The 25718-nt window shown below is 41.9% G+C and carries 19 protein-coding genes; 3 read left to right on the top strand and 16 right to left on the bottom strand.

What is annotated here, in order from left to right; genetic code table 11:
* Nucleotides 1-74 precede the first annotated feature (74 nt).
* Nucleotides 75-2084 (top strand): ATP-binding protein, encoded by a 2010-nt coding sequence (locus tag AACU25_RS34980; RefSeq protein ID WP_096584773.1) that lies wholly within the window; start codon nucleotides 75-77, stop codon nucleotides 2082-2084.
* A 628-nt stretch (nucleotides 2085-2712) separates the two neighbouring features.
* Here the strand turns inward: AACU25_RS34980 and AACU25_RS34975 are convergent.
* From AACU25_RS34975 to AACU25_RS34935, 9 genes are all read right to left on the bottom strand, one after another.
* Nucleotides 2713-3522 (bottom strand): hypothetical protein, encoded by an 810-nt coding sequence (locus tag AACU25_RS34975; protein WP_096584767.1) that lies wholly within the window; start codon nucleotides 3520-3522, stop codon nucleotides 2713-2715.
* On the bottom strand, nucleotides 3519-5153 hold the full coding sequence (locus AACU25_RS34970; protein ID WP_096584764.1) for a TrbI/VirB10 family protein: 1635 nt from the start codon (nucleotides 5151-5153) through the stop codon (nucleotides 3519-3521). The genes AACU25_RS34975 and AACU25_RS34970 overlap by 4 nt, the downstream gene beginning before the upstream one ends.
* Before the next feature lie 17 nt (nucleotides 5154-5170).
* Nucleotides 5171-5902 carry a hypothetical protein gene (locus AACU25_RS34965; protein WP_321206718.1) on the bottom strand — a complete coding sequence of 244 codons (732 nt, stop codon included), beginning with the start codon at nucleotides 5900-5902 and terminating at the stop codon, nucleotides 5171-5173.
* Between the two features lie 90 nt (nucleotides 5903-5992).
* Nucleotides 5993-7114 carry a hypothetical protein gene (locus AACU25_RS34960; protein ID WP_096584762.1) on the bottom strand — a complete coding sequence of 374 codons (1122 nt, stop codon included), beginning with the start codon at nucleotides 7112-7114 and terminating at the stop codon, nucleotides 5993-5995.
* 20 nt (nucleotides 7115-7134) lie between these two features.
* Nucleotides 7135-7947 carry a hypothetical protein gene (locus AACU25_RS34955; RefSeq protein ID WP_096584759.1) on the bottom strand — a complete coding sequence of 271 codons (813 nt, stop codon included), beginning with the start codon at nucleotides 7945-7947 and terminating at the stop codon, nucleotides 7135-7137.
* A gap of 164 nt (nucleotides 7948-8111) precedes the next feature.
* Nucleotides 8112-11450 carry a hypothetical protein gene (locus AACU25_RS34950; protein WP_321206717.1) on the bottom strand — a complete coding sequence of 1113 codons (3339 nt, stop codon included), beginning with the start codon at nucleotides 11448-11450 and terminating at the stop codon, nucleotides 8112-8114.
* A gap of 617 nt (nucleotides 11451-12067) precedes the next feature.
* Entirely contained in the window at nucleotides 12068-12694 is a 627-nt protein-coding gene (locus AACU25_RS34945) for a hypothetical protein (RefSeq protein WP_096584756.1), read from the bottom strand.
* Nucleotides 12695-12712: 18 nt separating this feature from the next.
* Entirely contained in the window at nucleotides 12713-14737 is a 2025-nt protein-coding gene (locus tag AACU25_RS34940) for a hypothetical protein (RefSeq protein ID WP_096584754.1), read from the bottom strand.
* A 313-nt stretch (nucleotides 14738-15050) separates the two neighbouring features.
* Nucleotides 15051-18434 carry an RNA dependent RNA polymerase gene (locus AACU25_RS34935; RefSeq protein WP_096584751.1) on the bottom strand — a complete coding sequence of 1128 codons (3384 nt, stop codon included), beginning with the start codon at nucleotides 18432-18434 and terminating at the stop codon, nucleotides 15051-15053.
* 251 nt (nucleotides 18435-18685) lie between these two features.
* Here AACU25_RS34935 and AACU25_RS34930 point away from each other — a divergent pair, with 251 nt between their 5' ends.
* The gene (locus AACU25_RS34930) at nucleotides 18686-18985 is read left to right on the top strand and encodes a hypothetical protein (RefSeq protein ID WP_096584748.1); all 300 of its coding nucleotides are present in this window, start codon (nucleotides 18686-18688) and stop codon (nucleotides 18983-18985) included.
* Between the two features lie 23 nt (nucleotides 18986-19008).
* Here AACU25_RS34930 and AACU25_RS34925 read toward each other — a convergent pair whose 3' ends face one another.
* Nucleotides 19009-20118, bottom strand: a complete 1110-nt coding sequence (locus tag AACU25_RS34925) for a hybrid sensor histidine kinase/response regulator (protein ID WP_096584745.1) — start codon at nucleotides 20116-20118, stop codon at nucleotides 19009-19011.
* A gap of 464 nt (nucleotides 20119-20582) precedes the next feature.
* On the opposite strand from AACU25_RS34925, the gene AACU25_RS34920 reads away from it, so the two are divergent.
* Nucleotides 20583-21299 (top strand): response regulator, encoded by a 717-nt coding sequence (locus AACU25_RS34920; protein WP_096584742.1) that lies wholly within the window; start codon nucleotides 20583-20585, stop codon nucleotides 21297-21299.
* Nucleotides 21300-21379: 80 nt separating this feature from the next.
* Here the strand turns inward: AACU25_RS34920 and AACU25_RS34915 are convergent, their stop codons facing one another.
* The 6 genes from AACU25_RS34915 to AACU25_RS34890 all read right to left on the bottom strand — a co-directional run bounded on the left by AACU25_RS34915 (nucleotide 21380) and on the right by AACU25_RS34890 (nucleotide 25660).
* Nucleotides 21380-22198, bottom strand: coding sequence for a ThiF family adenylyltransferase (locus AACU25_RS34915; RefSeq protein WP_096584739.1), 819 nt, complete (start codon nucleotides 22196-22198; stop codon nucleotides 21380-21382).
* Nucleotides 22189-22881 (bottom strand): hypothetical protein, encoded by a 693-nt coding sequence (locus AACU25_RS34910; RefSeq protein ID WP_096584735.1) that lies wholly within the window; start codon nucleotides 22879-22881, stop codon nucleotides 22189-22191. Before AACU25_RS34910 ends, AACU25_RS34915 begins: the two co-directional genes overlap by 10 nt.
* Nucleotides 22865-23623, bottom strand: a complete 759-nt coding sequence (locus tag AACU25_RS34905) for a hypothetical protein (protein ID WP_096584732.1) — start codon at nucleotides 23621-23623, stop codon at nucleotides 22865-22867. The genes AACU25_RS34910 and AACU25_RS34905 overlap by 17 nt, the downstream gene beginning before the upstream one ends.
* Nucleotides 23596-24420 carry a hypothetical protein gene (locus tag AACU25_RS34900; protein ID WP_096584729.1) on the bottom strand — a complete coding sequence of 275 codons (825 nt, stop codon included), beginning with the start codon at nucleotides 24418-24420 and terminating at the stop codon, nucleotides 23596-23598. The genes AACU25_RS34905 and AACU25_RS34900 overlap by 28 nt, the downstream gene beginning before the upstream one ends.
* Before the next feature lie 152 nt (nucleotides 24421-24572).
* On the bottom strand, nucleotides 24573-25010 hold the full coding sequence (locus AACU25_RS34895) for a hypothetical protein (RefSeq protein WP_096584726.1): 438 nt from the start codon (nucleotides 25008-25010) through the stop codon (nucleotides 24573-24575).
* Nucleotides 25011-25015: 5 nt separating this feature from the next.
* A complete protein-coding gene (locus AACU25_RS34890; protein ID WP_096584723.1) occupies nucleotides 25016-25660 on the bottom strand; it encodes a hypothetical protein in 645 nt (214 codons plus the stop codon).
* Nucleotides 25661-25718: the final 58 nt, after the last annotated feature.

The following is a 25718-nucleotide window of genomic DNA, read 5'->3' as shown; positions in this document are numbered from 1 at the left end:
GCAAGCACGCGTAGCGTCTTGTAGAGAAAGCATCGGTCGTTTTTTATCCGACTTTGCAAAGTCGCGTTACTCCTATGTCTATGTTATTTATCAAACAAAAATACCTGCCCTACGGAATTGCATTTTTCAGTGTGGGAGCAACCTTGCTAGTCAAGCTGGCACTAGAGTATTTAACTGGAATTACAAGTTCTTTTAGCTTGTGGCTGATTGCTATCTCTGTAAGTACTTGGTACGGTAGCATCATTTCAGGATTGATATCAGTGTTCTTAGCTGCTTTAGCTAGTCATTACTTTTTTACAGACCCATCTTCTACTCTCGATAGCCTGGAATTTGTATTATTTGTCATCGAGGCTCTATTAATCAGTACACTAACTGCTAATTTCCAGTCAAGCAAACAGCAGTCCGATACTGATAAAATAGCAGATCTAATCAATCTAAAAGATTTATTACAGAGTCAGCATTCACTCCGTCACTGTGAAAAACTATACCGAACATTAACCCAAAATATACCCAATGGAGTAGTTTTTCTCTTTGATCGAGATATGCGCTTTATTGGTGCTGAGGGCACAAAACTGCAAATCTTGGGTTTAGGAAAAGAAGAGTTCCAAAATAAAACCCTGCACAAAACTGTTCTCCCTGAGATTTGTGAGCTGATAGAACCAGCTTACCGTAGTACCTTAAAGGGTACTGCAATGTGTATTGAAATCCCTGATAACAATCAAGTTTATCTATTACAAACTTTCCCAGTCAAAGATGAAAATAGCAAAATCATAACAGGCTTAGCAATCTTCCAAAAGATCACGAACCGCAAACAAGCAGAATCAAAAATTATTGAGTTGAACCAAGCTTTAAATAAACAAGTTCAAGAACTAAAAACTGTAGAAAAGGAACTGAGGCAAAAGGCTGAGGATTTGGCAAAAATCAACCGAGTAAAAGATGAATTCATTGCTGTCTTGTCTCATGAGTTACGTACTCCAATACATAATCTTCATGGCTGGGCGCAATTATTGCTAACTGAAACTGAGATGGATGAAGCACTGAAAATTGAGGGACTGGAAACAATTGAGCGGAATGCCTGTCTGCAAGTTCGCTTAATTGATGATTTGTTAGATCTGGCTAGGATGCAGAAAGGCGAAATGAATTTGGAGATGGAACTTGTTGACCTAGCAAGTGTAATTCGGTTGGCAGCAGATACTATTCGATTGTCAGCCCAAACAAAGGGTATTCAAATTCAATTACATCTTGATGCTGCTGTATCCAACGTTTTAGGTGATGCCATTCGTTTACAACAAGTAGTTTGGAATTTGCTTTCAAATGCAATTAAGTTTAGTTTCAACAATGAAAGTGTAGAGATCAGGTTGGAACAAGTTGAGTCTCAAGCTCAGATTACTGTTATTGATAGAGGGAGGGGCATTGAAGCAGAATTTATACCATTCGTCTTTGAACGGTTTAGTCAGCATGACCCTTCCACTACTCGTTCTGCTGGTGGATTAGGGTTAGGACTAGCGATCGCTCATTACATTGTACAACTCCACAATGGCAATATCACAGCAACCAGTGCGGGATTGGGCAAGGGTTCGACATTCACGGTGAGGCTACCTACCGTGACCATGACAGGGCGATTGAGCAATGATGAACTAGTACTGGGAGAATTGCTACATGACAATCAGAAAATTGCTCAATTACAGAACTTGTGCATTCTGGTTGTGGATGACGATGCAGATGCTCGGATGTTAATGCAGACTGTTCTCCAAAGCGTCGGGGCAGATGTATTAGTGGCAGCATCAGTCAAAGAAGCATTAGCACTTTTAGAACAGCGATCGCCCGCTCTACTGATTAGTGATATCAGTATGCCAGATGAGGATGGCTTTACCTTAATTCGTCAGGTTCGCTCCCGCAGCATAAAGGAAGGGAAACAAAGGATAGCGGTAAACGAAGTAATGCCAAAGGCGATCGCTCTTACCGCATTTGCTGGAGCCAAAAATGAGCAACGTATTTTAAAAGCAGGGTATCAACTTTTTATTACCAAGCCAATTAAGCCAATGGAGCTCGTGGACAAGATAATCAAGGTGCTAAAAACTTGATCAATAGTATAGCAATCCTAAAGCAGTTGTAAGAAAGAAAATAGCTGAAAAATTCCTGTGTATCAATGATTATTAGTAATGTGATAACAGTATCCTGGTTTTATCTCACAGGGTTTTCTGGACATCTTTCAGCTGGCGAGTGAGGTATTCTTGCTTGAATACCCCACTGATTACCTTATACCAATTCAAATAATGTTTGCGACACATCAATATATTCTAGAGGTCAAGGCAGTGCCTTGACCCTACAATCTGTCGCATTCTTTTTTCAAATTGGTATTACTATTCCCGTCAAATATCGCCTGACTAGCATGGTAGTATTTGGCGGGGTTCGTCATGGTGTGTAAGATGGCAATAGAAATGTATCCATCATCCTTTCGTTGCGACTGTGGACATCAATCGGATTTCTTTGAGAATACCGTCTCTGATATGAAAAACATGAGTATCCGTAAACGAGTCACTTTAGGAGACTCTGAAGATAACGAACACAGAATTGTTTTTTTCAAGGGTAAGGCAATAGAGATTATTTGCCCCCAACTCGGAACCTGCACAATAACCGACTCACAGTAACGGGTTTTAGAGATGAGTCACAGCGCCTCACTGTCAATTGCTTTGTAATTTAACCAGTGCATCACCTGTAGCGCTGCTGTCCTAGTCTGAGTAGACGGTCATTTAAAGCGATTCTTCCTAATTCAGAAATAACCTCAACTGGAACACCAACAGATGTCGCTGCTTCTTTTACTGTGACTCTACTATTTCGTAATAGGTATAAAACTTGCTGCATTTTAGGAACAACTGGATCGCTTTTGTTGGTGTAACCCCGATTAATAGCAATTCTCAGCCCAGTTTCAATATCATCTACTCTAGCTCTGCGATTTTTATCTATTAATAGTGTCTGCTGTCCAGCAATTGGCCAAAGCGCAGTACCAGAGGTGATACCTTCTCCTGTTAGAGACGCTCTTGCTAGCTTGCTTTCTCTTGGAGGTACGACGAACGCATTTGCAATCTGAATACCAACATACCCAGTGTTTCTACGCACTGGAACGATATCGAAGTTATAGAGTCGCTTTTGTCCTGTTTGGTCTATAGTTTGGACAAGTAAGTTAGTAATGGCAGTTGTGGTAGCCCCTAGAAACTTTAACGGTTGGACGGCTTTCAGAAAGATGGTTGTGGCACGTCCACTTTTTAAATCTGTATCTGTGGTGTAGACCAGTCGTGAAGGGTCTGCTAACAAAATGTAGGCGATCGCCTCGTCGGTTTGGGTGAAGCTAATAGGCGTAGCACGTCCTGGAGTAACTTCAACCTGAATCCTATTACTTGCAGCCATATCCCGTTCAATCAAGCGATATGCAGGAGTTTGTGCTTGTGCCTGTACAATAGGTGCTGTCACACCAAGCAGTAATGAGCTAATGACGATGCTAAGAGCAGCAAACTGTTTCATCGTTCAACTTTCAAAAAACTATTAACGACAACCGAGACTTCCGTACCTTCAGGTAAAAACTGGATATTTGGACGTTGAAGTAATTCCTGTACTGCTTGGTCAGAGCGTCTAGATAGACGTTCACTAACTGGACTAAAAAAGCCTTCTAGCGCTGCTGCCCAAATCTGAGGATTAGAGTTACTAGTAACAATACTTTGGTTGAAAGTGCCGCCAGAAACAACAGTGCTAGATTGAGTGCGGGGCTGATTCACAATGTTTCCCACTTTACCCAAACTACTGAGTAATCCCACTAATAAATCTTGTTGGGCAATATCTGTCCCTACATCATTCAGCTTTTTAGCAATTAGCGGTTGCTGTCCTTGACCGCGAATGGAAAGAGTTTCAGGCGGAATGGTTTCCTGTTTGACTGTGCCTTGGGAGTCAGGGTAAATAAGTGCGATCGCACTAGCAGATACTAAGTTATTCTTTTTACCTACTGCCACTGTTCTCGTTACTACAACAGTACCAGATGGGAGTGCCACTGTACCATCTGTGGCTGTGATAGGTTTAGTCAACTCGATAGCAAAGCGATCGCTTTGATTATTCCCCCCCTCATCCCAAATCATTGGCATGATAATTCTACCTGGGGCAAATGTACCTAATGCTACCTCTTTAGTTTTACTTAGATTAACAGTATCTGGAGCTACAGGAGTGCGATTGAGGATACCTATCATCCCTGGAGTTAAGTTATCAGTTGTACTATCAGTGGTTTTGGAGCCAATTAAAACTGTTTGGATATCACGGTCTTCGGGAGTGGAAATGGATGCTCTAGCTGTTGGTTTGGAGTCTGTTGAAGTTTGAGTGTTAACTACAGGTTCTGACTGAGTTTCAGCTACTTTAAAGTTACCGATTTGCGACTGTCCCAGGTTAACTAGTTGGTTCCACTGCCGGAAAGGATCGACATGACTTTCAGGCTGTCGTCTTGGTGGTGAAGCTTGATAACTTACAGGATTTCGAGAAATATACCGCACTACTGGGGGCGGAGGTTGAGAAATTTTTACAGGAGTTATTGGTGTTATGCGCGATGTAGGAGTTGTGCGCGGTGAAAAAGTTTCTTGAGGTGGAGATGGCTTTGGTTTGGGTTTATTTTGTACGGTTGGACTTGGGGATTTAGGAGCAACAGGTTCCACTTTCAGTTGTTGCCGTTGGTCTTGAAACGCTAATCTGCTTTTAAGTTCGGCAGATTCATCCAAAACTGGTTCGCCTGTGGGAGATGGAGTAGGAGTTTGCACTACAAGTTTTACAGGAGGTTTAGGTTGGAGAAATCCAAACCAGACCAGTCCTACAGAGCCAATAACTATTCCCACTAAGCCAACTACTGAACCTAGCCGCACACTAGGTTTTTCTGCTAACGGTCGCTCTACGGCTCCTTCTGCATCTTGTTTCAAGCGATATTCTTCGGAAATGAGATTACTTGCCGTAGGGTTATAACCTGCTAACAACTGCTCCTCTTCAGGGGTGATATCATCATCAGCAACCACAGTGGCTTGGGTAAAACGATGATTACCGTTATGAGTGTTGATTTCCGGCGGCAAATCAGCATAATTTTCGTTTAAGTCATCAAATTCATAGTTTTGATTTGAATTGGTCATAATTATAGCTTTTTACTTTAGCGTCGTTGCTGAGAATTGAACTCAACCATCTTGGTAATTTGCAGTCCAGACGATCGCACTTCATAAATTTTCTGTTCTACCAGGGGAGCATCTTTACCTAAAGAAGACCGAGGAATCTCCACTGCTTGGACGGTAAAGGTGCGGTTAAAAGGAATACGCTCATCTCTACCAGTAGTACGGTCAACTAAGATCCGGGTAGAAATCATGTCTATTTCCCATTCCCCAAGTCGTACTGCTCTCGGTTCTGACAAATAGGAAATAATAGTGGTACTACGCATCTGACCTGAAAATAAGCTACTAGGAACTAATGCAGCAATCTTCGGTAGAGAAGCTTTGGCAAATTCCGGTTCTAGCAGCAGGGAAGCAAACCAAGCATTTGTGGGAATACGCCCATTTCTACCAACTTGAATGCCTTGGTCTGTTTGATTAGTGCCAGTGAGTTTGTCATCCCAGTTAAATGTTAGGGTTGTCCAGTCACTAACTACCTTTTGAATTACATCTGGATAGCGCCAGTTGCGATCTTGCTCGGAAACGTAGATTGTCTCGCCATTTACCAACTGGGCAAAGGTTGTCTTGCGATCAGCAATTTTATTGACCCTGAAAGCGGTGAATAGAGTCAACAATAATATCAAACCGTTAAATGCAGTTAGACACAGAAAACAAACAGCCAGGAGGTTTTTAGCTTCTGGAAGTAATGGAGATTGAAGTCGTTTAATTTGCAGAGTCATACCAAATGGGCATAGGTAGTATTGTTTGAGAATCCACCGAACAGCCTTGTGTTAAAGGTTTTTAATCTAAAATCCCAAAGAAATTTGGTATTACCCCCTGCGGAGTAGAGCAATACTGGTTGCAGTTCCAATGACACTGCTAAAAATATCGATTAGGCCTTTGACATTGGCAGAAATACCGTTATAAATCGCCATCCCTCCACCTCCGGCTATCAATACTGCCAAAATAGGTGCAAAAATGCTCAAAAAACATAAAAATGCTACATCAGATGCTAATTCAGCACCCGACTTTACCAGTACAACAGCTGCTAAACCTACTAAAATGTTGTAACCAAGTTGAACACCAAACAAAGAAATAAAGCCTGTCAGCCATGCCCAAATAGGACGACCTTGTAATGGCAGTAAAGATAAACCAATGGCGATCGGTGCAAATAATGCTGTCAGCAGTAGAGCAGCTTCCAAGATATTTACAAAGCCCCATTGCAGGGCATACAGGATAAAGCGAATAATGGGGATGGCAGTATCTCGAAATACACTACCTGGATCGTTAGCAAACTGAACAGCAGTACCGATTTGACCAGGTAAAGTTCTACTCCAGAGGAAACTAGCAAAATCTCGTAGTGGTTTGAGTGGAGATTTAGCTTCCTCTTCAGCTTTGGTAACAATTGCCTGTGCCTGGGCTTGCTTTGAGTTCCAGCACTCAACTAACTCTGTACCAACTTTTCCTTGGCATTCGCTATAGAGGTTTTCTAGCTGTTGTCTAGCGATATTGCTAATAGCCACATTGGTAATAGCATCTCGAAATGTTAGTTCCCCAACTTGAAGCTGAAGGACGCTTTGCACTTGGTTGTAAGCAAAGCCTCGAATAACAGTAATTGTCTTAGCTAGTACATTGCCATTGGCCCCCAAAAAAATCATGATCGCGATAGGCCAAACAAAAATTGATGCCAATTCTGACCATGATTGCTTTTCAATGATTTCCTTACCAGTAGTCAACGCCACAAATAAGATGCTAGCGGCTCCCAAGGTGATGCCCAATTTAATCAAGCCAATCCACAATGCCGAACCGAGGGGATCTAAAGTAACTAACCAGACATTATTCCACGACTCAACTGTGGCGCGAGAAAGTTCTAAAGAACTGGAGATAATTTCTAGGGCATCGGGTTCTCCACCTGTTACCGGAAATGACTGAGCAATAATAATATGGATCATAAGTGTCGAAATCAAAGCTACTACTTGTCAGAACCAAGGGTAATGCCACCAGGCATGATCAATAAGCCCGCCTGTTGAGTGGCAGCATTGCCTGCGGCAACACTTTTACGGCGATCGGCAGTATTGATGGCTGAAAGTTCCTTGGCAGTTTGAGCGGTAATGGTTATACTCAATGCCCTGTCAATGCGTGCTTGCTGGGCTTCTTGAAGCATCCGCTCGTTGACGCGACTGGTAATGGCACTCTGTTGGGATAGGTTTTGCAAAATCTGTTGAGTGACATCTAAACTTTGGGATTCCTCACCCAAGCTGACGCTTTCTTGAGTATCTTGTTGAGTAGCTTGCTTAATTTGAGCCATCTGACTTTGGGCTGTTTGGCTCAAAGTAGCCCGCTCGGCAATACCTGTAGCAACTGTTCTAGTAGCATATTTACCAAGGTCTTCACGGATACCATAAGAGCTTTGACCGTTGGTTTTGTTCTCCAAAGTTTCAGACAGCACCGCACCAGGGTCGTTGTTGGCAGAACCGTTCATGATTCCTGCCAAAACTTTGTTTAAATCTGGAATCTGAATTGCACCCAAGGCAGAATTGAGCAGATTGCCAAGAGGATTCAATAGCTCATTTTGAGTGAAATTTTTGATATCTCCCACAAAATCATTGATTTGAGATGCTGTGTCTGAGGTAAAAATAGCACCAGTAGTTTTGTTATCAACAGCAGCAGCTACTGGATCTCGACCATTGTCTTGAGTCCGAGCAAGGGCTGGACTGGCCATATAACCTAGTTCCAAAATTAGAATCAGTACCATCAATCTGATAAAGGTAAGTTTAGATTTCATGATTCACTTCCCTTAATGCAGTTCTGGATATATAAACTTGCGATCAGGCGTTCTTGAGTCTGTTGCTCATTTTTACTATGTTGGCGATCGCTTTCTCCAGAGCACAGATGCTCCGCTTTGGTAAAGACTGTCCGCAGGACTTATACCTTTTCTCTAAAATCCTGCTACAAATGAATTTCCGCCTCTTTGCGTCTCCGTTTCCCCCCGTCATCATCTGTTGCTTCCTTTGGGAGAATTGGTATTACAGCAGGGCATAGCGAATCGCGCAATACTGGGGTTTGATGTATTTCTCGACCAATATGTTTAAAGCCTCTATTTTCCTTCAAAGCAGGAATGTATGCATCAGTAAATGCTCTCAGTCCTAACAGCTTGCCTTTAGTGGTATCTGGATACTGAGCCATCACCCGTTCTCGTGCTTCTCGTTCATCCTGGTTATTGGCAACACTGGCTAACATCATTTCCCCTGGATAAAAGCGGGTACGCCAGAATGTACCACCTGTTTCTAGAAGCCAGCAGGAATAAAGGTCGCTGGTACGGGGCAAAAATGCTTCAGTGGCATTCTGACTGATAATATTGACGGGATAACTCAGATACTGTTGGAAAGAAGCAATACCACTACTGGTAATACGTCCGGTAATCCGGTAGGTCATGTTCTGCATAATTTGAGCGCCTGTAGAACACTCGCAAATGGTATCCAAGTCCTGGGACAACAGCAGAACAGCAATGCCTTCTTTCCTTCCTGTAGCGCAGGTTTCGCCTATAATCTGGGCAAAACCATCTTTACGTAACAATACGGAAAGCTCATCGCCAATAAATAAACTCTGAGGATGGGATAGGGCATTACGGATACAGGCACTGTGGGCGTTAATTGCCATTAAGTAAGCATCCTGTTCGTTACTCAATCCACTGAGGGCAAAGAATTTAATTGCCGGTACTGGGGAAAAAGTGCTGGGACGAGCGATCGCTTTCCCCAACCTAGATACCAGTAAAGCACTAACCTGATTCTGGATTTGGTTGAGTGCCTGTCGGTCAATTTCTTCAAAGGATCTCAGATTAAGGCGCTCTCTGGTGCAGAACTTGACGAAATCTGGTAGCGTGGGTATCTGCTGCCATTCTGGTGAAAGCCACCCCATCTCAAACGCTCGATTGTAGCGAGTAATAATTTCTGGGTCTTTTAGAAATACGTCCAAAGCTTTGACTAGCAAGGCATCAACCCGTTGAGCTAGATGGGGATTTTCGACTTTACCCATTGCGTTGCCGAAGGCGGGCGAAGCCATCGCTGTTAATGCTTTGCGAATAAACTCTTTCCAAGATTCCATGCGCCGTTCCCGTTCTGACTTGTTGAACCGTCGCAAATCTGGTGGTTCCAGTAGGTTACTGCTGCCACTGGAAATATCGTAATATGCTCCTTGCTCCCCCAAAAGTTCAATTGCCGTCTTGAAAGTGCTGTTACCACTGGCAGAGATATCGATACCAACAACGGGAATATTGTTAGCTAATGCCTCTAGAGCAAAGCGCCATCCCAAAACGCTCTTTCCTGAGCCGGAAGTACCTGTAATTAGAGCGCGTCCAATCTGCTGGTGAAATAAGTCCACATAAATAGGCTTGCCACCACGATTGGTAAGGAATTCCACACCTTGTTTATCGATGTCCTTGGGAACAGTTAGGGGCATAATCCCAGCTACAGTATGGGTATCTAAAGTTATTCTGCGTTCGCTGAGATTACTTCCATGCAGTAACCATTTGCAGGTAATCGGCAGAGTTTGCAGCCAAATTTCCCAAGCAATATTACGCTCTCGAATTACTTTGGCAGTCTCAAAACTGTTAGCCAACAAGTTGCAAGCTTGAGTTAACTCTTGGGCACTGTGGCGGTAAACTAAAAATACAGGCGCACAGTGCAACGCTTTTGTGCCTTCGTAAAGTCGTCGCTGGGCTTCAAAAGATTCCTCCTGTTTGATTTCTGCTCCAATATCCCGTCCCTGTCCTTTGGTTATGGCTAAAGTACGGGCTGTTTTCGATTGTTTTGCTTGACGCGCCAGGTTGTCTTGGATGAAGAAGTCATTGCTGCGGCTAATTTCAATCCAAGCTTCTGTATCGTGGACATAGCTGGAAGCAAGGATTTTCCAGACCCACTTTAGCTGCTCTTGAGCATTAGACCAACCAACAGGGGGATCTGTTACGACCATGACTCCACAAACCTTGCTTTTACCTGTCAGGTAAACTCGGTCATGATCTCCTCGATGTTCGGGACAAGCAGAATGTCCATGTTGTCCTTCAATCAGTAATGTACAAATGTGCTTGTCGGTGGTTAGGGTTTCTGTTAACTCCAGTCCTGTCTCAGTCTCCTTCAGTGTAATAACTTGGGGAATAGGAGGTGCTGCACCCTCATTAAATCGATTCCACAGCCACTGCCACAAATCTGTAGCACTGCAAGGTGTTATTTCTAAGCCAATTTTGGTATTGAGTAGCAATTCCCACTGGATAAATCCTTGCTGAAACCCTTGCAGTAAAAGCTTTTTGAAAAACTCCTCTTGATAGGTGCGTTTATTCCCTGTAATCAATTCAACTGCCCAAGAGCCGAATTTTCTACATTTTTCAATCAGTCCACCCACAAAATCCTTGTACTGTGAACCAGCTTCATCATCGCTCGTCCAAGTACAGAAAGCGATTTGGTTCCAGATTTGGCGAGAACCTGCTTCCTTGAGTTGTTCCACCCGCAATTGCTCGTTGCGAAGCAGCACAGAAACTGGTTTTAAGTGGCAATCGTCTGCTAAGACAGTAAGTGGGGTTTGGCGTTTGTGGGGTACTCCCTTGGCAGAGTCTGTCGGTAAGGAATATGACTTAGTATCATCACTATAACAACCAGTACAAAAGGTAATTTTTTCACCGGGGGGTAGTTCTTTCAAACCCTCTTCGATAGAGTGAGCAAATTCGCTAACCTCATTTTCATGCAGTATGTCATGCAGTCCAGCGATGTGAAACCCAAACACAAGTTGATACTGACAGTTGCCTTGATCTAATAACAGGGCAGCCACTTCACGATCGTTTTTCTTAATTTCTGCAATACAGCAGATGTTTACTTCATTTTGGAAGGGCATAAACTTACTTTTGCCTCCATATTGATTCGGTACAATCAGCGGCTTGAATCGGATTTGCACTTGCGAGTCCCCGTAGCGCCGATGCATCCAAGCTGGTCGATATTCGGGAATCGGTGAGATGTAAATGCTGTTACTATTGCACCACTCTGTTCCCGGTGGCTTACGCCATCGATCTAAAAACTGATGGGGCTGGTTACCTGTGAGAATCCACCAACTGATAATTAGCCAAAAGGAGGTGGCAAAGAACCAACCCATACCCAAACTGAGTAAACCATTGGTGAGAACATAGCAAACTACAATAATGGCAATCCAAGGAAGTAGCTGTTCCGCCGGAATAGGCCCAATGCTAGCTTGCTTGCCCAGAATTCGGTTGACTTTGATGAATTCTTGATTGTCTTGTGCCATAGTTGTGTAATTATTTGGTGCTGCATTAGTAACCTAAGTTGCTGAATGTGCCGTGATATTGTCATTTGTGGGCTTTTATCGTTAACTTGGGCAAAAAGGACACGATAAACTTCAAACTGATAATTTGAGTTTAAATAAGCTAAAACCTAGTTACAGCAGTAACCTGGCTCAAAAAATTCCGAGAGAGCAAGGAAGCCTTTCTTGCCAGGAAAACATATCTGCGCTAATGCGATCACTAATCACTAAATTTTTATCTAGAAATGTTTTTGAAGCATATTTAATGTTGAAAGTTGAGAATGAAATTAAAGTATTTCGATGCTCATTTTTTGAACAACACATAAATTCAACTTTTGGTCACATTATGATGCACTAATTAAACTTATATTCATGATTTAATTCATAACACGATGTTGCTGATTGGCTTTTGCTACTCTGATTATCCTCTGAATGTTCCATTGATTATTTTGACAATTTTTTCTGATACCGATTCACAATCTCGCAGTCCTATTGTCATCATCTGTAACCTTCCTTGGGAGAATTGGTATTAATGGGTATAAAATCAAGTTGGGTTTAATTTATAACTGAATTTAGCGGTGAAAATTGAGAGTAATTTGAGATTAGCTGGGTGTTCCTGTGCCATTACCGACAAATATGAAAGTGATGACATCAATGGCAATTACAATGGAGAACGCCAGACCAACTTGGGTGACAATTGGTCGCCAATCATTACCTTGCTGTGCTTGGTTGTAAGCAAATAAAGAAGCAGCAGCAACCAGCAGCAAGAATGCACCTCGGATGAGGTTAAATGTTAAACCAACAACATTGGCATCCAAAGTACTAGTGGAACCGCCTCCGGCTTGGGAACTTTGTTGAGCTAGATTGTTGAAGAAGCTTTCCAACCCGCTTAAGAAAATAGCTTGGGCTGGAGTTGCAAAGGTATCGAGTAAAGCAGTAACAGTAATAATGGCGGCAACAATATGCCAGAAGCGAATTTTTCTACCTAAATACTTTTCTAGAATGGGTACTGTCTGAATTACATATCCAATACTCGAGAAAACAATACTGGCACATCCCAAAATAGTGACAAATATAGGTTTTGTAATTAACAAATAAATTCCAATCGTAAGAGATATAACAATGAAAAGTAAATCTGTGCAGTTGATTTTCAGCTTTCTCAATTTGGTTGAAAAATTGCGAGATAACAGCAGCTTAAACTGAGAATTGTGAGATTTAGTGTTATTCATCTTTCTCTTCTCGATAAATTAAACTTGCATTTCTGGTTTGCTGGCTTTTCTTTGAGTTTGTTTCTGGCGTTGTTTTGCAGTATCTTTATCAGTGTGGGCTTGGGTAGAGCGAGTTGATTGCTGATTGTCTAGTACCGCTTCTATCTCACGCAGGGGGATGCTGCACTGCAAAATGTCTGGGGGCTGCCCTGGTACTAAAACGGCATCAAGCACTTGTTCATCGTTACGATTAGGGTTAAATCCTTGAAGTAGCTGTGTACCATTGGATAGTTTCACTACTTCAAACTCGTACTTGACTTTGCCCTTTTCAGTCCAGGTGAATGTCGATTCATCGTTGCTGTTAAATGGGTTAGGTAGCTGTTCTTGAAATTTTTGAATTAATGCTTGGGTGCTGGCTTTGAGAGCGTATTCTTCTTTAGACTGTGGTAGTTTGCAAATACCAGTCTTTTCATCTCTGCTGAGATTGTCTTGTGCGATCGCCCACTGTCCCTGAGTGCGAGTACCAGCAAAAAGTGTTTCACCTTGGGTATTTTTTAAGGTGATCGCTACTTGTTTACCTTGTCCTTCTACCCATAAAGTTTTGTTATTGGAAATAGGAATGCCGTCTTGGGGTGATTGGTCAAGTAATTCACCAGCTACTTTGGCAAACCCCACTAAACCATCGGCACAGGCAGCTTGTTGTTGCTGTACTTGGCGTTTCGTCAGATGTTCTAAAATATCAACTTCTGTCGGTGGCTGACTAGTAGAGTTAGGTGGGACAATATCTGTATCAGTTTCTGACTCAACAACAGTAGAATTATTTTGTTGTGCTACTATCTGTTTTTCCAATCGGCTAACTACCATTTCTAAACTATCAAGTCGTTTGGAAAGAACTTTTAAGTAGGCTTCAATTTGGTTAAGCTGTTCGTTGATGCTGGCATTCTTATCTAATTCAAATGGTTGAGATTGGTATTTGGGGTCTAGTTTGGAACCAAGATTATCTACTTTCGAGCCGATTTTAGTAGCAGCTACAGCCAGTGGATTGTCTGCGGCTGATTTTTCAGATACAGTTTGAGAATCTTGAGACTTTTGAGACTCTGATGAGTCCGGCTTTGCTTCTTGCAAGCGACTAGCTATGTTATCTACACGGTCATTTTGCCTTTGTAGTTCTTTAAGAATTCGTTCCAGCCGCTTTTCATCAGCTTCGGCTGCTAGCTGTTCTAAAATACCTTGTCCCACCGCAATTCCCAGAGTTCCCAATTGTCCAGCTAGTCCAGCTAAATTCACACCATTTACTTCTCGTCCATTGGTAGCAGCTGTGGCACTTAACCGCGAAGCTTCGTCTATAGGTTCTCTGGAGTTGGTATTTTTGGCAACAGTGTTATTAGTCTTAGCTCTATCTTGAAGATTAGCTTGTGTTTTGGTTTGGGGCTTACTTTGGGTTTTAGCTGAAGTTTTGGCTTGAGTTTTAGTCGGGGGTATCTTCACACGACTAATAAATGACTCGTCTTCTTCACCTAAATCATCTAATTCGTCTATTTGAGTGTTGAAATCGTCATTTGACAGGTCGTCTAGTTCGTTGTTTATAGCTTCTATTTCTTCATCTTGTTCATCTAAATCGAGCAGATTATCTTCTAATTCATCATCAATATCGTCAAGTTCTGTTGCAGCAAAACCGCAAATTTCAGCAATGTTAGAAGGGGTGAAGTAGTTTTCATCTTTGCTGGTAATTCCTTCTAAATTTTTAATTAGGTACTTACCGCTAGTTCTGTGGCTGGGATCGCTGGTGAGGTAGAAACGATAACCTTTTATCTCGTCATTATCCCCACCTCCTACGCAGAGTTCTACAGTAATGGGGGCTTTGCCCGATTCTTGGCTGTAATTTTCTACATAGGCTTTAAAGTCTTCGTGGGACTGGATAGAATCATTCTGAATTGAAGATGCGATCGCTTTATCCAATGTGTTTTCAATATGGCGGAGTTTACGGCGATCTGTCAGGTTTTCCCATGAGCGATTTTGAGAATTTTGTCTTTGCTTAGGTTTGGTCAGTGTTTTGGTAGCCATAGGTACTCAAAGCTGATTGCCTTAAGAGTTAACCTAACAAGGCTTGATCTGAAAACAGCTAGACCAAATGGCGATTTATAAGTTGTCCAGTTGGCTAATATTGCTGTTTTTACCTTCGCTATTAAATCTAGTAACGATTCTAGAGTTAAGCGTTGCTTTCGGGGGATACTAATTCTAACACTTGGGTTAGCTTCACTTGCATAGTTAACTAACCCCAACAAGGTTAGTGTCAAATTCATTCCGATAGTTTATTTAACATCTCACATAGTCAATACCGTTGCCAAAATAATTTTAAATAATCTCTTTTACCACTTTAGTTCAAATCTATATCCTGACTGCTAATATGGTGTAAATTATGTGATACATCATGTTTTCTGTGAAGTAATCGCGCTCTCTCTAAAATCATCGCTTCTAGCTCACTGGCACGTTCTTCTGAAAGTGGAAATATCTCCTCACCCGTCTCGAGATTGCCTCGACAAATCGTCCGCTTACCTTCATTTCGCACAATAAAATCACCACTGGATTGCACATAAGCAGTCCAATGACTACCAATTTTGAACTGCTCAATTTCATTACTTGTAGATTGATGGACTTGTCGCTGTTCGTAGGTGATAGCGATCGCTCCTACTAAATTATCAAACATTTCTTTACGCCAGAGTTCACGGTGAATGGCTCCCAATTGCCCCGCAGTATCTAACGTTGGTTCTGATTCCGGTAATGGAACTTCTGGTAGATTGATTGACTCAGGATTAACCTTGAGGATAATACTAGAGCCATCTGGCTGCAAAGTAGCTGCAAATGTAGCACCAATTGGTAGTTTTGGGCTGTCGGGAGCAAAAGTCCCTAAATTCTTGCCATCAATCTGTAATATCGGTGTACCGTTGTAACGATAAAACTCTGGGTGTGATTCGGGTAACTCAAAAACTCCTACTTCCAAAGTAACGCTGCGCTTTTTCCAATGCTTACTAGCAAAGTTTTCATTGGCGAAGTCATTGTATTTGATACCCAACACTTTAATTTCATCAAACTGAAAATCCTGAAGCTGCTGACATACTTCATCTGTAAATAGGTTATATGCCAAAGCACCAACACCTGAATCCTGACGTGATGTTGCCCAACTATGATCTGCTGGCGGGATAATTCTTAAATCCTTGGGGATATTAAGTTCATCTAAATCGTTAACGTTTTCACCAAATTTAGCTGCTAATTTATCAACTACTTTGGGGGATAAGTCTTTCAAAGCAAATTCAATTAAAGGTAATTGAGGATGAATTGTCGCATCAAATTTAATTCCCTTTTGTTCTAAAGATTCTTTCCATTTAACAGCACCTGCACCGAAAGGAACACTCAAAACATAAATATCTTGTGGTAATGCAACGCTTGGCAGTTCATAATCGTGCTGAAACGAAAACGTAATTTCCATCTGTTCTGCCAGCTTTAAACAGTCTTTGCGATGCCGATCTAATTCTGGACGAGTGTGTTGTGTGTGCCACAGTGCCGCCGCACCTTCTGTGCGTTGGCGGAGTCTGCCTTTTGGACTGACAAACTTCTCTTCTGGAGTGGTGAATAATTCATCAATCTCCGCTCGATAGCTTTCGTAGAGCTTTCCTAATTCCTCATTAAAGGCTTCCCTGTCATCTCCCACCCGTTCCTTAATTTCGTCTCTAGCTTGTTGAAACCTTGTTTTCAGTTCTTCTGCCCATTCCAGGGCATCTACAGATAGCATCTCTTTGGGAAACAGGTAGCGAAACTCGTGCCTGTCTCTGCTGCGAATGCGTGTTGGTTCCCACAAAGGATTGACAACAACTCTGGCAATGACGTTAATTGAGCCGGGAGCATCCGCAGGCATAGCAAAGGAGCGATAAAGCCGTTCATCTTTTTTAAAGTCAAAAAAGTAACTGGGATGAGATTCTGACCATTGTTTGGCATCAGCTAGCAAATTTTCCCCATCTATTTCTTTGATGTCTTCCAATCTTTCTGCACTTTTGGGCGAATCTACCTCTACCTGAAGTGCTTGAAATAGACGATTTAGTAACTTCCTTTGTCGTCTGCCAAATCGCTCCACATTCTCACCTTCTTTGGGCATCGATGACTGTACACGCCCAATGTTTGTTGCTACTAGCCCTACTTTATTTTGACTGCTGGCAGCAGCAATCTCTGCTAAACTTTTGTATTTTAAGTTGCCTTCTTCATCTGTAATTTCCGTATATGCCAGCTTAGGGCGTTGTTTAACTGGTTCAAATTTTCCTGGTTCACCTGCGCGGAGAGTTTCTTGAGCAATATTAGGCAGTTTACTGGCTGGGCTGACCATTAATTGGTCGCCGTCAAAATCGGCTTGGTGGTATTCTTCGGCATCCTTGGGGTGAATCCAGACTACGTTGCGAGTTTTTTTCAATTCTGGATCGTGGATGTTTTGGTAGAGGCGGATGTTGTCTGAGTTGACGATGGGGTAACGGGTGAGAATGACATCTCCTTCCGGTAGATGGGGTACACAGATTGTGCCACGAGTTAGGCGATCGCACGGCATTGCCATACCCGAATTATGGTTGTATCCTCCCTTAATTGCTAGGTCACGCCATTGATTGGCTATGTAATCGGTAGCAAACTTGCGGAATTTCGGGGTTTCAATCAATTGACCATATTTATCGCTACGTAATAAGGAAATCCAGCGAGATTCCTGTGCTTGATTGTTAGCATTATCCTCAATTTCGTTAAAAGCTTCTTCTGACTGCTTTTGCTGCGATGGCGGAACGCCCGCCGTAGGCGATCGCTGTTGTTTATCATATTGTTGGATGATGTATTTTGCCAACGCTAAGGGATTGCGTTGCAATTGGGCCAGTTCTCTAGCTTTTTCTTCGGTGGGTTGGCTCAAATCTTGTTTGACTGCTTCTTCTGAGTACCAAATGGTAAACTGCCAACTATTATCGTAGCTGGTGGCTTTGGCGTTACCTCGATTACCGATTACCGCTTGAGGAAACTCATAGTCACCGCAAGGTATTAAGTTTTTAAGTTCTGATTTTTTAATGCCTTTAATTGAGGAACGATCCATAATAATGTCGTAGCCTTCAACATCGGTCAAATTCGCATCGGGTAGAAAAGTACCTTTGGACAAGAAGCTGGTTTTTGGACACTGGGAATTATCTGATTCAGCCCAATTACTCCTCCAAGCAAACCGAAATTGGAATGGACAATTGCGTTCTCCTCCCAATAGTTTGGCAAGTTGGGGCGAAATCTTGCCGTGACAGTCTCCTGTTTTATAATGAGCATACTGTGAATCTTCAAAATCCACAATTTTAACTCGCAGCCCTGTAAAAGTTTCTGAGCCTTTATAGCAATTGCTAACTAGCAAAGAACCATAGCGACAAGCAGTATCCGGTTCTGTAGCGAATAAGCGTCTAATTTTTTTATGCAGCAAATCATCAGCAAAGTAATAACTATTGCCAGAACTGAAAGCTAATTTACGTTGGATTTCATCCTGAAATGTTCTATGTCTTAAATGGTTAGCATCTGGATTTTTACTATCGATTTTAACCAGTAGTAGAGATTGTAAATCTTCTGCTTCAAACATCTGTTCGAGCAGAGAATTTTTAATGATTTCTGGTTCAGATAAATATCTCCCCTTACCATTGTTATACGACCCATCAAAGATAGGTATACTCAGACCAGAACCTTCTAAGACTCTAGTGGTTAAATCCATTACGAATAATCTATTATACTGCTTATTTAACAAGCATAAGACTCTAATATTCACCTTGGCATGAAATAACACGCGATAAAATCATCCAAGTGGATAATTTACTGATTTTATGGTCAACGGTATTTTACACGTTATTAGCTTTGCTAGCAGGCTTTCTCAAAAGTTAAAACTTGAACACAACTTTTAATCGTATTATCATTTTTCCACTGTGTTACTCAAGCTACAAATTTTTGAAGCTCAACCTAGATTTTATGAATAAAAGAATTCAACGACTCGAAAATGGTTTATTAGTCATGCTTTATGATGATGACCCAGATTCGCCAGGAGATGAATTAATCACTCCTTCTCTTCATATATCCCAAGATGAGCATTATCCCGAATACGCTTATCTCAAAACTGGTGATAGCTTAATAATTAAGGAAAATACTGTCAAACATACATCAGGTTCTTATTATCCAAGTGGTTATGAAGATTTAGATGAATTCCTCAATAGCGATCCTGGGGCAATTGATAAACTGGGTGATAAAAGTTCAACTACTCGTGGTTGGTAACAAAATTTTTTAGTTGAATAAAATCAGCAATCAGGTGAGTAGACAGGTAAATAAACTGTGAAAATACTGCCTTTTCCAACAGTCGATGAAACAGAAATATTTCCTTGATGAGCTTCAACAATTTGACGAGACAAATATAATCCCAAACCATTCCCGCGACGCTGATGATTGCCCTGTCGAAAGCGATCAAATAAGAGTAATTGTTCTTCCTGACTCATGCCAATACCTGTATCCTGTACTTCAATCGTTACCCCTTGAACAGTAGAATTGAGGCGAACTTTTACTGAGCCAACATCGCTGAAGCGAATGGCGTTACCGACTAAGTTAGTGAGGAGTCGGCGTAGTTCCAGGCGATCGCCTCTAACCTTAAATAAAGAAGCTTCAGTACCTTCTGCCAAGACAGCTTTGAGAGATAACTGTTTAACATTAGCCAAAGGCATTAGTTCTTGCACTACCTGCTGGCATAATTCCCACAGATCAACCACAAAGAAATCTAGAGTTTTGCCTCCAGCTTCATACTGGTAAACTTCTAACAAGGTATCGACCATTGACAACAAAGTTTGGTTACTCTGAGCCATTTGTTCTAAAGATTCACGCATTGTTGATAAGGTATTGCCAAAAACACCTCTTTGCAGCAAATTCAAGAATTGGTCAGCAGCTATCAAAGGAGTTCGCATATCGTGAGTCAGTCGAGTTACAAAATCTTCCCGTCGTTGATTGAGAAAAAATTGTTCGTCCATACTGTGTTTCAGTCTCAGCAAAGCCCTTACCCTGGCCAGTAATTCCTCCTTATCTATCGGCTTACGAATAAACTCGTCTGCACCTGCATCTAAACCTTTGACAACACTTGATTTTTCATAACCTGTTACTAGCAAAATTGGAATAAAAGGTAAGTTTGAGTTGTGCTTAATTTGCCGAGTAACTTCATAGCCATCCATATCTGGCATCACTACATCTAGCAGTACCAAATTCGGAGGAGATTCAGCAATTTGTACCAATGCTTCAGTACCATTGTGGGCTATGGTCACGTTGTATCCCTTCAGCCTCAAAGTGACTTGCAGCAAGCGGAGACTATCAGCTGAGTCATCCACAAGCAGAATTCTTTGGTTTGTTTCTTCTGAAGTTATATTCATTAAACAACTGGTTATACTCTTTGAACTCTACAGGTCGCAATCTTATAGCTGGGGTCTAAACTCCCATCTGTAATGCAATTACTAATTCGTAATTACGGATTCTTAATCTGCTGATATGTTAGAGCCAGGGTTCTTGGTTAGAGATAAGATGCATCCTGCTGTGGGTATGATGTAGACACAGGTGAGAATAAAGTGTATTCGTTTTAGTCTAACTTCAGTGTTTTTATATTTTTTTAAGACTTTAGGAAGATTTTTTTAGAGAATTTTTCGATTAAATCACTAAATTTAAATTTCTTAACATGGCTGGAAATATTAGTGCAGACTTATTTATGTAGCTGCTTTATGCCTCAATAGCCACTTTTTGGCTCAATAGCTAAAATTTTTCGTCCAATAGAGTAATCCTTTGCTTCAAAGCATATTCGACATTTAGAAAAGCACTAATTACCAAGTTGCTGAGGTGAATGATGGGAGATATTCGAGTGGCAATTATTGAAGACCACAGCTTAACGCGGATTGGGATGCGTAGTTCTCTCAATGAACAAGAAGGTATTGAAGTAGTAGGTGATGAAGCTACAGCCTTTGATGGCTTGAAACTACTCCAAAGCACAAAACCAGATATAGCGATCATTGATATTGGTTTGCCAGATAAAGACGGGATATGTCTGGTGCAGGAGTTTCGAGAATCTCTAGCACCATCAGCAGCACAGACTAAAGTTATAATGCTCACTTCCTTTGCCAAAGAGCAGATGGTACTAGCAGCGTTTGCAGCCGGAGCAGACTCTTACTGTGTGAAGACAATTAAGTTCGAGTTGTTGCTGGAAGCGCTGCACATGACCTATGAAGGTCAGTCGTGGATTGATCCAGCGATCGCTCGTATTGTTCTCAAGCATACTCGTACTGGAGCAGCGACTGTGGTGAAACCGAATGCTACTCAGACGGTAACTATCTCTGCAATTGACCAGGAGCAAGCAAGCATTCTGAAAGCAAATCCACTGACAAATCGCGAGCAACAAGTCCTCGAGTTAATTGTCCAAGGCTATACCAATAAAGAAATTGCTACAAAACTTTATCTCAGCTTGGGAAGTGTAAAAGTATACGTGCGTGGAATTTTGGACAAGCTTTGTGCAAGCGATCGCACTCAAGCGGCTGTATTAGCTTTGCGGGCTGGTTTGCTTAATTGAAGTCACTGTACAGTTGATTCTGTACAGTGCTTGGTTATCTACGACGAGCTACGACTAAGCACAGAAATGGCTCGGGAGAATCATCTAATTGCCTGCATAATACTGCCTTGCGTTGTATACAGAGATTTGCCGCTACCACTCTCTAAATCAAAATAAGTAGCAAATCGTCGTAGTTTCCCCGTCGTCAACTGCAACAAATAATCAAAGGCTTCCGCAGCAACTCGCTGGTTAATGCTCAAGGACTGGCTATTAAGCAAAGCCATTTGTTCACAGGACAAGTTGTTGTCTGCCAACTCTTCTAGTTGTGGAACCAGTAGGTCGGGTTGCTGTATGATTGGAGCAGGTAAACGAAAGCAGCCCAAAGCCTCAAAATAATAGTCATTGGGATTATTAGACAGATGAGAACCTAATAGTACCTGACCACTACGCTTAGAGTTACCACAATCTAAATGCCAAATACTAGGGGCAGAACGATGAGTATTGTACTCAAGTACTTTGGTAATTGACTCTCTGGCTTTGGCATTATCTACGCAAGCAGTGATAACAATCAGGGTATTGTAGCTGGGGACAATCCATTTGGGTTGGAAAGGTTGAGTGATCGCTTTAATTTCCATCTTCCAAACCAGGGAGTAGCGCAGTGCCAGCGTTTTGGCTTTGTTGAGTCCAATTTCTGCATCACAGAAGCACTGGCGTAAAACATTAGCTGACTCAACACGATCCGGGTCAACAAAGCAAAGTTTCACCTGTTTACCTTGCTGAGAAAGAACTCTGCCTAACCGAACCAAAGAAGCAGCCAACCAAGAACCAGTACCACCACACCCAACTAACCACAGTTCTATTTTCGAGTAGTTGAAACTCACTACAGGACAAGCATTTGCCAAATCAAGATTTAGCTCCATAAGTTCTCCATCACGTTGATGGGCGGTACATCAGTACTGTAAAATTTGCATCCAGATAAAAGCGAGACATCAACCATGAAAAAGTCTCGCTCAATGTCAAACACTGCTCTAGCAGGTACATCCCAACAGTGGCGAAACAGTCCAACCCGTAATTTAATCTCTGGTTTTTTGGTATTAACTCGACCTAGTACCGCATAGATACGAAAGCCAGATTCGTCAGCGTTATCAGTAGTAGAGAAAAAGGCAGCTAAGGAACCGTGGGAATGGATATCGAAAGCCGCTTTATGGTGGGAAGAGTCGCTACCAGAATGGGTTGGCTGACAGCTAGTTGGAGTTTGAATTTGCTGTGGGACTTGTAAATCCCAGCCTGCATCAGTACAGTGGAGGTGAAAGAGAATTTCGTGAAATTGATTGCCAGCTTGATAACTCAACCGCCACATTTCCAGTAGCAGAGCTTTGGGAATTAAGGGAGTGACTTTGAGATAAGGCGTTAAATGAGGTAGCCCTTTGATAGTTTGGGTACTCAAGCAAATGGGCATTAATACCTCTATACCAGGACGAATGGCTCTAGCAAAGATACCATTTCCGGCATAAAGGTACTCTAGTCCACTGCTGGTGTGTGTAGGCAGAGATGAAGATGTGACAATTTTGTAACCAATAATACCTTCAAGCAATAGGTTCATCAAGGATTTCCTGCACAAGGATAGCGACACTTTTTTGATTGCCGATAGGCACAAGGTCAGATACAGGATAGGTTGCGCGTCTACATCTTTTGTGCAGTTTTAGAAGTTGCTGGCGAACATCCTTGCGGTATTTTTGTGATTTACTTATTGTTAAATGGTTAGTGAAAATACTAGAAATAAACAAATTCCAAGCATGGTTAATTGATAGACCATTAGCAGCAGGTGGTTCGTTCACTCCCCAACACACCTGTCCAGAACTGTAGATATTGGGTAGTGGCGCATGAAAGGCCGGCGCTTGAGGAGTAAACTCCTGTTCTTGAATTGCCCAAACCCAGTATTTTAATCCCTTACCCACAAACACCATTGCAGGTAGCGGAACGGTTAAAGTACCAAGTTCATCGCAATTGATCGTATAAGTGGCTGGTGGTATGAATTTTACCAGATATGTGTCTGTACTGCCCGTACCCCAACGCACAATTCCTGGTTCCATCCAACCTGTATCAATGGGTTCATTGCTGAAAGCAGTTCTCAAAGCTGCGGGTGAAATACATTTGTAAATATGAGCTTCGGGAATTTCTGTGTCTTTGTGGTGGAAGATGTAAATACCATCCAAAAATAGCAATTCTGCTTGAATTACTGGAGATGTTCGGGGATGTTCTGCCAAAATTGCTCGTAAAATCTCGCCTGATAAAACTGCTGTCGATGTAGTTTCAATTAATGTGGTTTCAATGCTTGTTTCCATAGTTTTAGTAGGATTTGAGCATGAGGTTTTAAGTCTGCTTCTAACCAATCTATTAAGTTAGCTGCACAGTTCAGGATTCGGTCAGCTTGCTGCCATTTTCTGGTGAGAAAATCAATAGATGCTTTTGACCAAGGTAAAGAGGTGCAGTCAGGTTGGTGGTAATAATCTTCTGCGTACTGGTCCAACCAAAGGTTTTTAGTTTCATGATCTAGCAGTTTTAAAGTTAAAGGCAGAAACTTTAAAGGATTATCTAAGTTATGACACTGCCGTTTTAGTTTTTTGTAGTCAATTTTGTCTGGGTGGTCGATGTCACTGTACGTAATTTCGTAAATTGCAAATTCACTATCAAACCAATCGCTACCTTCTGGGTCTATGTCATCAAGCCAACAGCGACCATTATGGCTAAAAGGTAAAAGTAGTTGCCAACCGTCTTTAAGATGTTCAATTTCTCCATCCATTGTCCAATCAATACCCATTGGTGTAATAGGAATACTGTGCAATCTTTGTTCGTGGGCTGTTTCTATAGTCCAGTCAGATAAGGGAAACAAATGAGTGTAAATCAGTACAATGAATTCCAGTTCTCTGGGACTATGGCAATCTATATCTGTAGGTGAGTAAATAGTGGCTTGACTGGCTTTCCATTCGTTAGGGAAGTAGTGCTGATACAGTCCTAATAAGGAGTAGATATTGAGTTGGGTTTCCAGATATTCAAATGATTCAGTAGCATCTAAGGTAAATTGATACTGACTAAGGCTGTAAATTGCCTCTGCCATAGTGAGGGGTACAAGGTGAGACATTTTTTAGTGCGACTCGTCATTTATTGGGGTCGGAATTGAATAACACAGAGACAGAGTTAGGGTGTGGGGTGGACTTCAGTCAAAATGCAAACTGCTGTAATTCGGACAATAATTTATCCCTCAAGTCAATTTCCAACCCCTTTTGTCAGCAGTCAAAAACCTTCAGAGATAACGCTAGATGTGGGAATGCTGGCTTTGAGGGATTTTAGGGTTTGGTTGAGTGACTGAGAAAATTTTGTCCCAGATGCGATCGCCTCTTCAATCTGAATTGATAGCTGTCCTGCATTTTGCCAGTCAATTCCAGTGATCACCTGACGTTGACGCATTTGGTAGCACATTTGGACAGCGGGGTTGATTTCTTCAGAAGCCATTATCAGGCAATCTAGAGAAAAAGTGCCTTTTTTACCAGGCTTCTTGATGATGTGGATGGGTTTTCCCGGTTGACGCTCAATGTGTGCATTGGCCAGTTCAGCGCAAAGAGGAGTAAAAGCATCCCGTAGTAATTGGTCGTCAATGGCGATCGCCTCCGGAATCCAGTGTTGTTGACCTTCATAGATCACAAGTAATTTGTTGTTATTTATGTTAGTCATGGCATTTAAAACAGTGAAATCTGCGTATTATTACTAAGTGGCTTGGTAGTATCTGAGCTAGTAGTTTGACTGCGAATTGGAGTCTGAGGAATGTGTGGCTTATTAATTTTGGCACTTTGAGTCTGGGCTATATTCCGGCGAATTTGACGTTTAGGAAAATCAGCTTTCAGTTCGTCTAGTAGTTGAACAATTGCAGGTGGTAAATCACCTAGTTCTTCTTGATTGAGTAGGGTAACTACAGGAAAATCACCGTGACTGCTGGCAGCAATCATTACAGGCCTATCTCCTGTTGGTTGTGTAGGTAGTAGGGTGATAACGATTTGAACTTTGCATTGCTCGAAAATAAATGGCTCTAGTTGATTTACTCTGTTGGTAGCAGATGTTTCTAGCTCATCACCGTCTAACTGATGAGAATCGATTTCATCGTCGGTGTAGTTATTTTCTTCACTTACTGGTTCTAAAACTTGCAAAAAGTTAGGTTTACCTGCACGCAAGCGTTCCCTGTCAAATAGCAATCCTAAAGCTTGGAATTGTTCTTCAGCAGTAGTTTTTCCCTGTTGTTCCCAAATGTAAGATTTTAAGGTTTCAGGTGTAACAGTGAGATTGGCTTTGACAATGGCCTGTTCTGGGGTTAGCCATTTTGTGGTCATAACTTGTTGGTATTGTTAAATAGTATGCAAGCGATTGTGGCGGTAGCCAAAAGCAAAA

Source organism: Tolypothrix tenuis PCC 7101, from assembly GCF_963874875.1.
GTDB lineage: Bacteria > Cyanobacteriota > Cyanobacteriia > Cyanobacteriales > Nostocaceae > Aulosira > Aulosira tenue.
The sequence above is the reverse complement of the archived record's forward strand: the minus strand, read 5'-3'. Positions and strand labels throughout refer to the sequence as shown.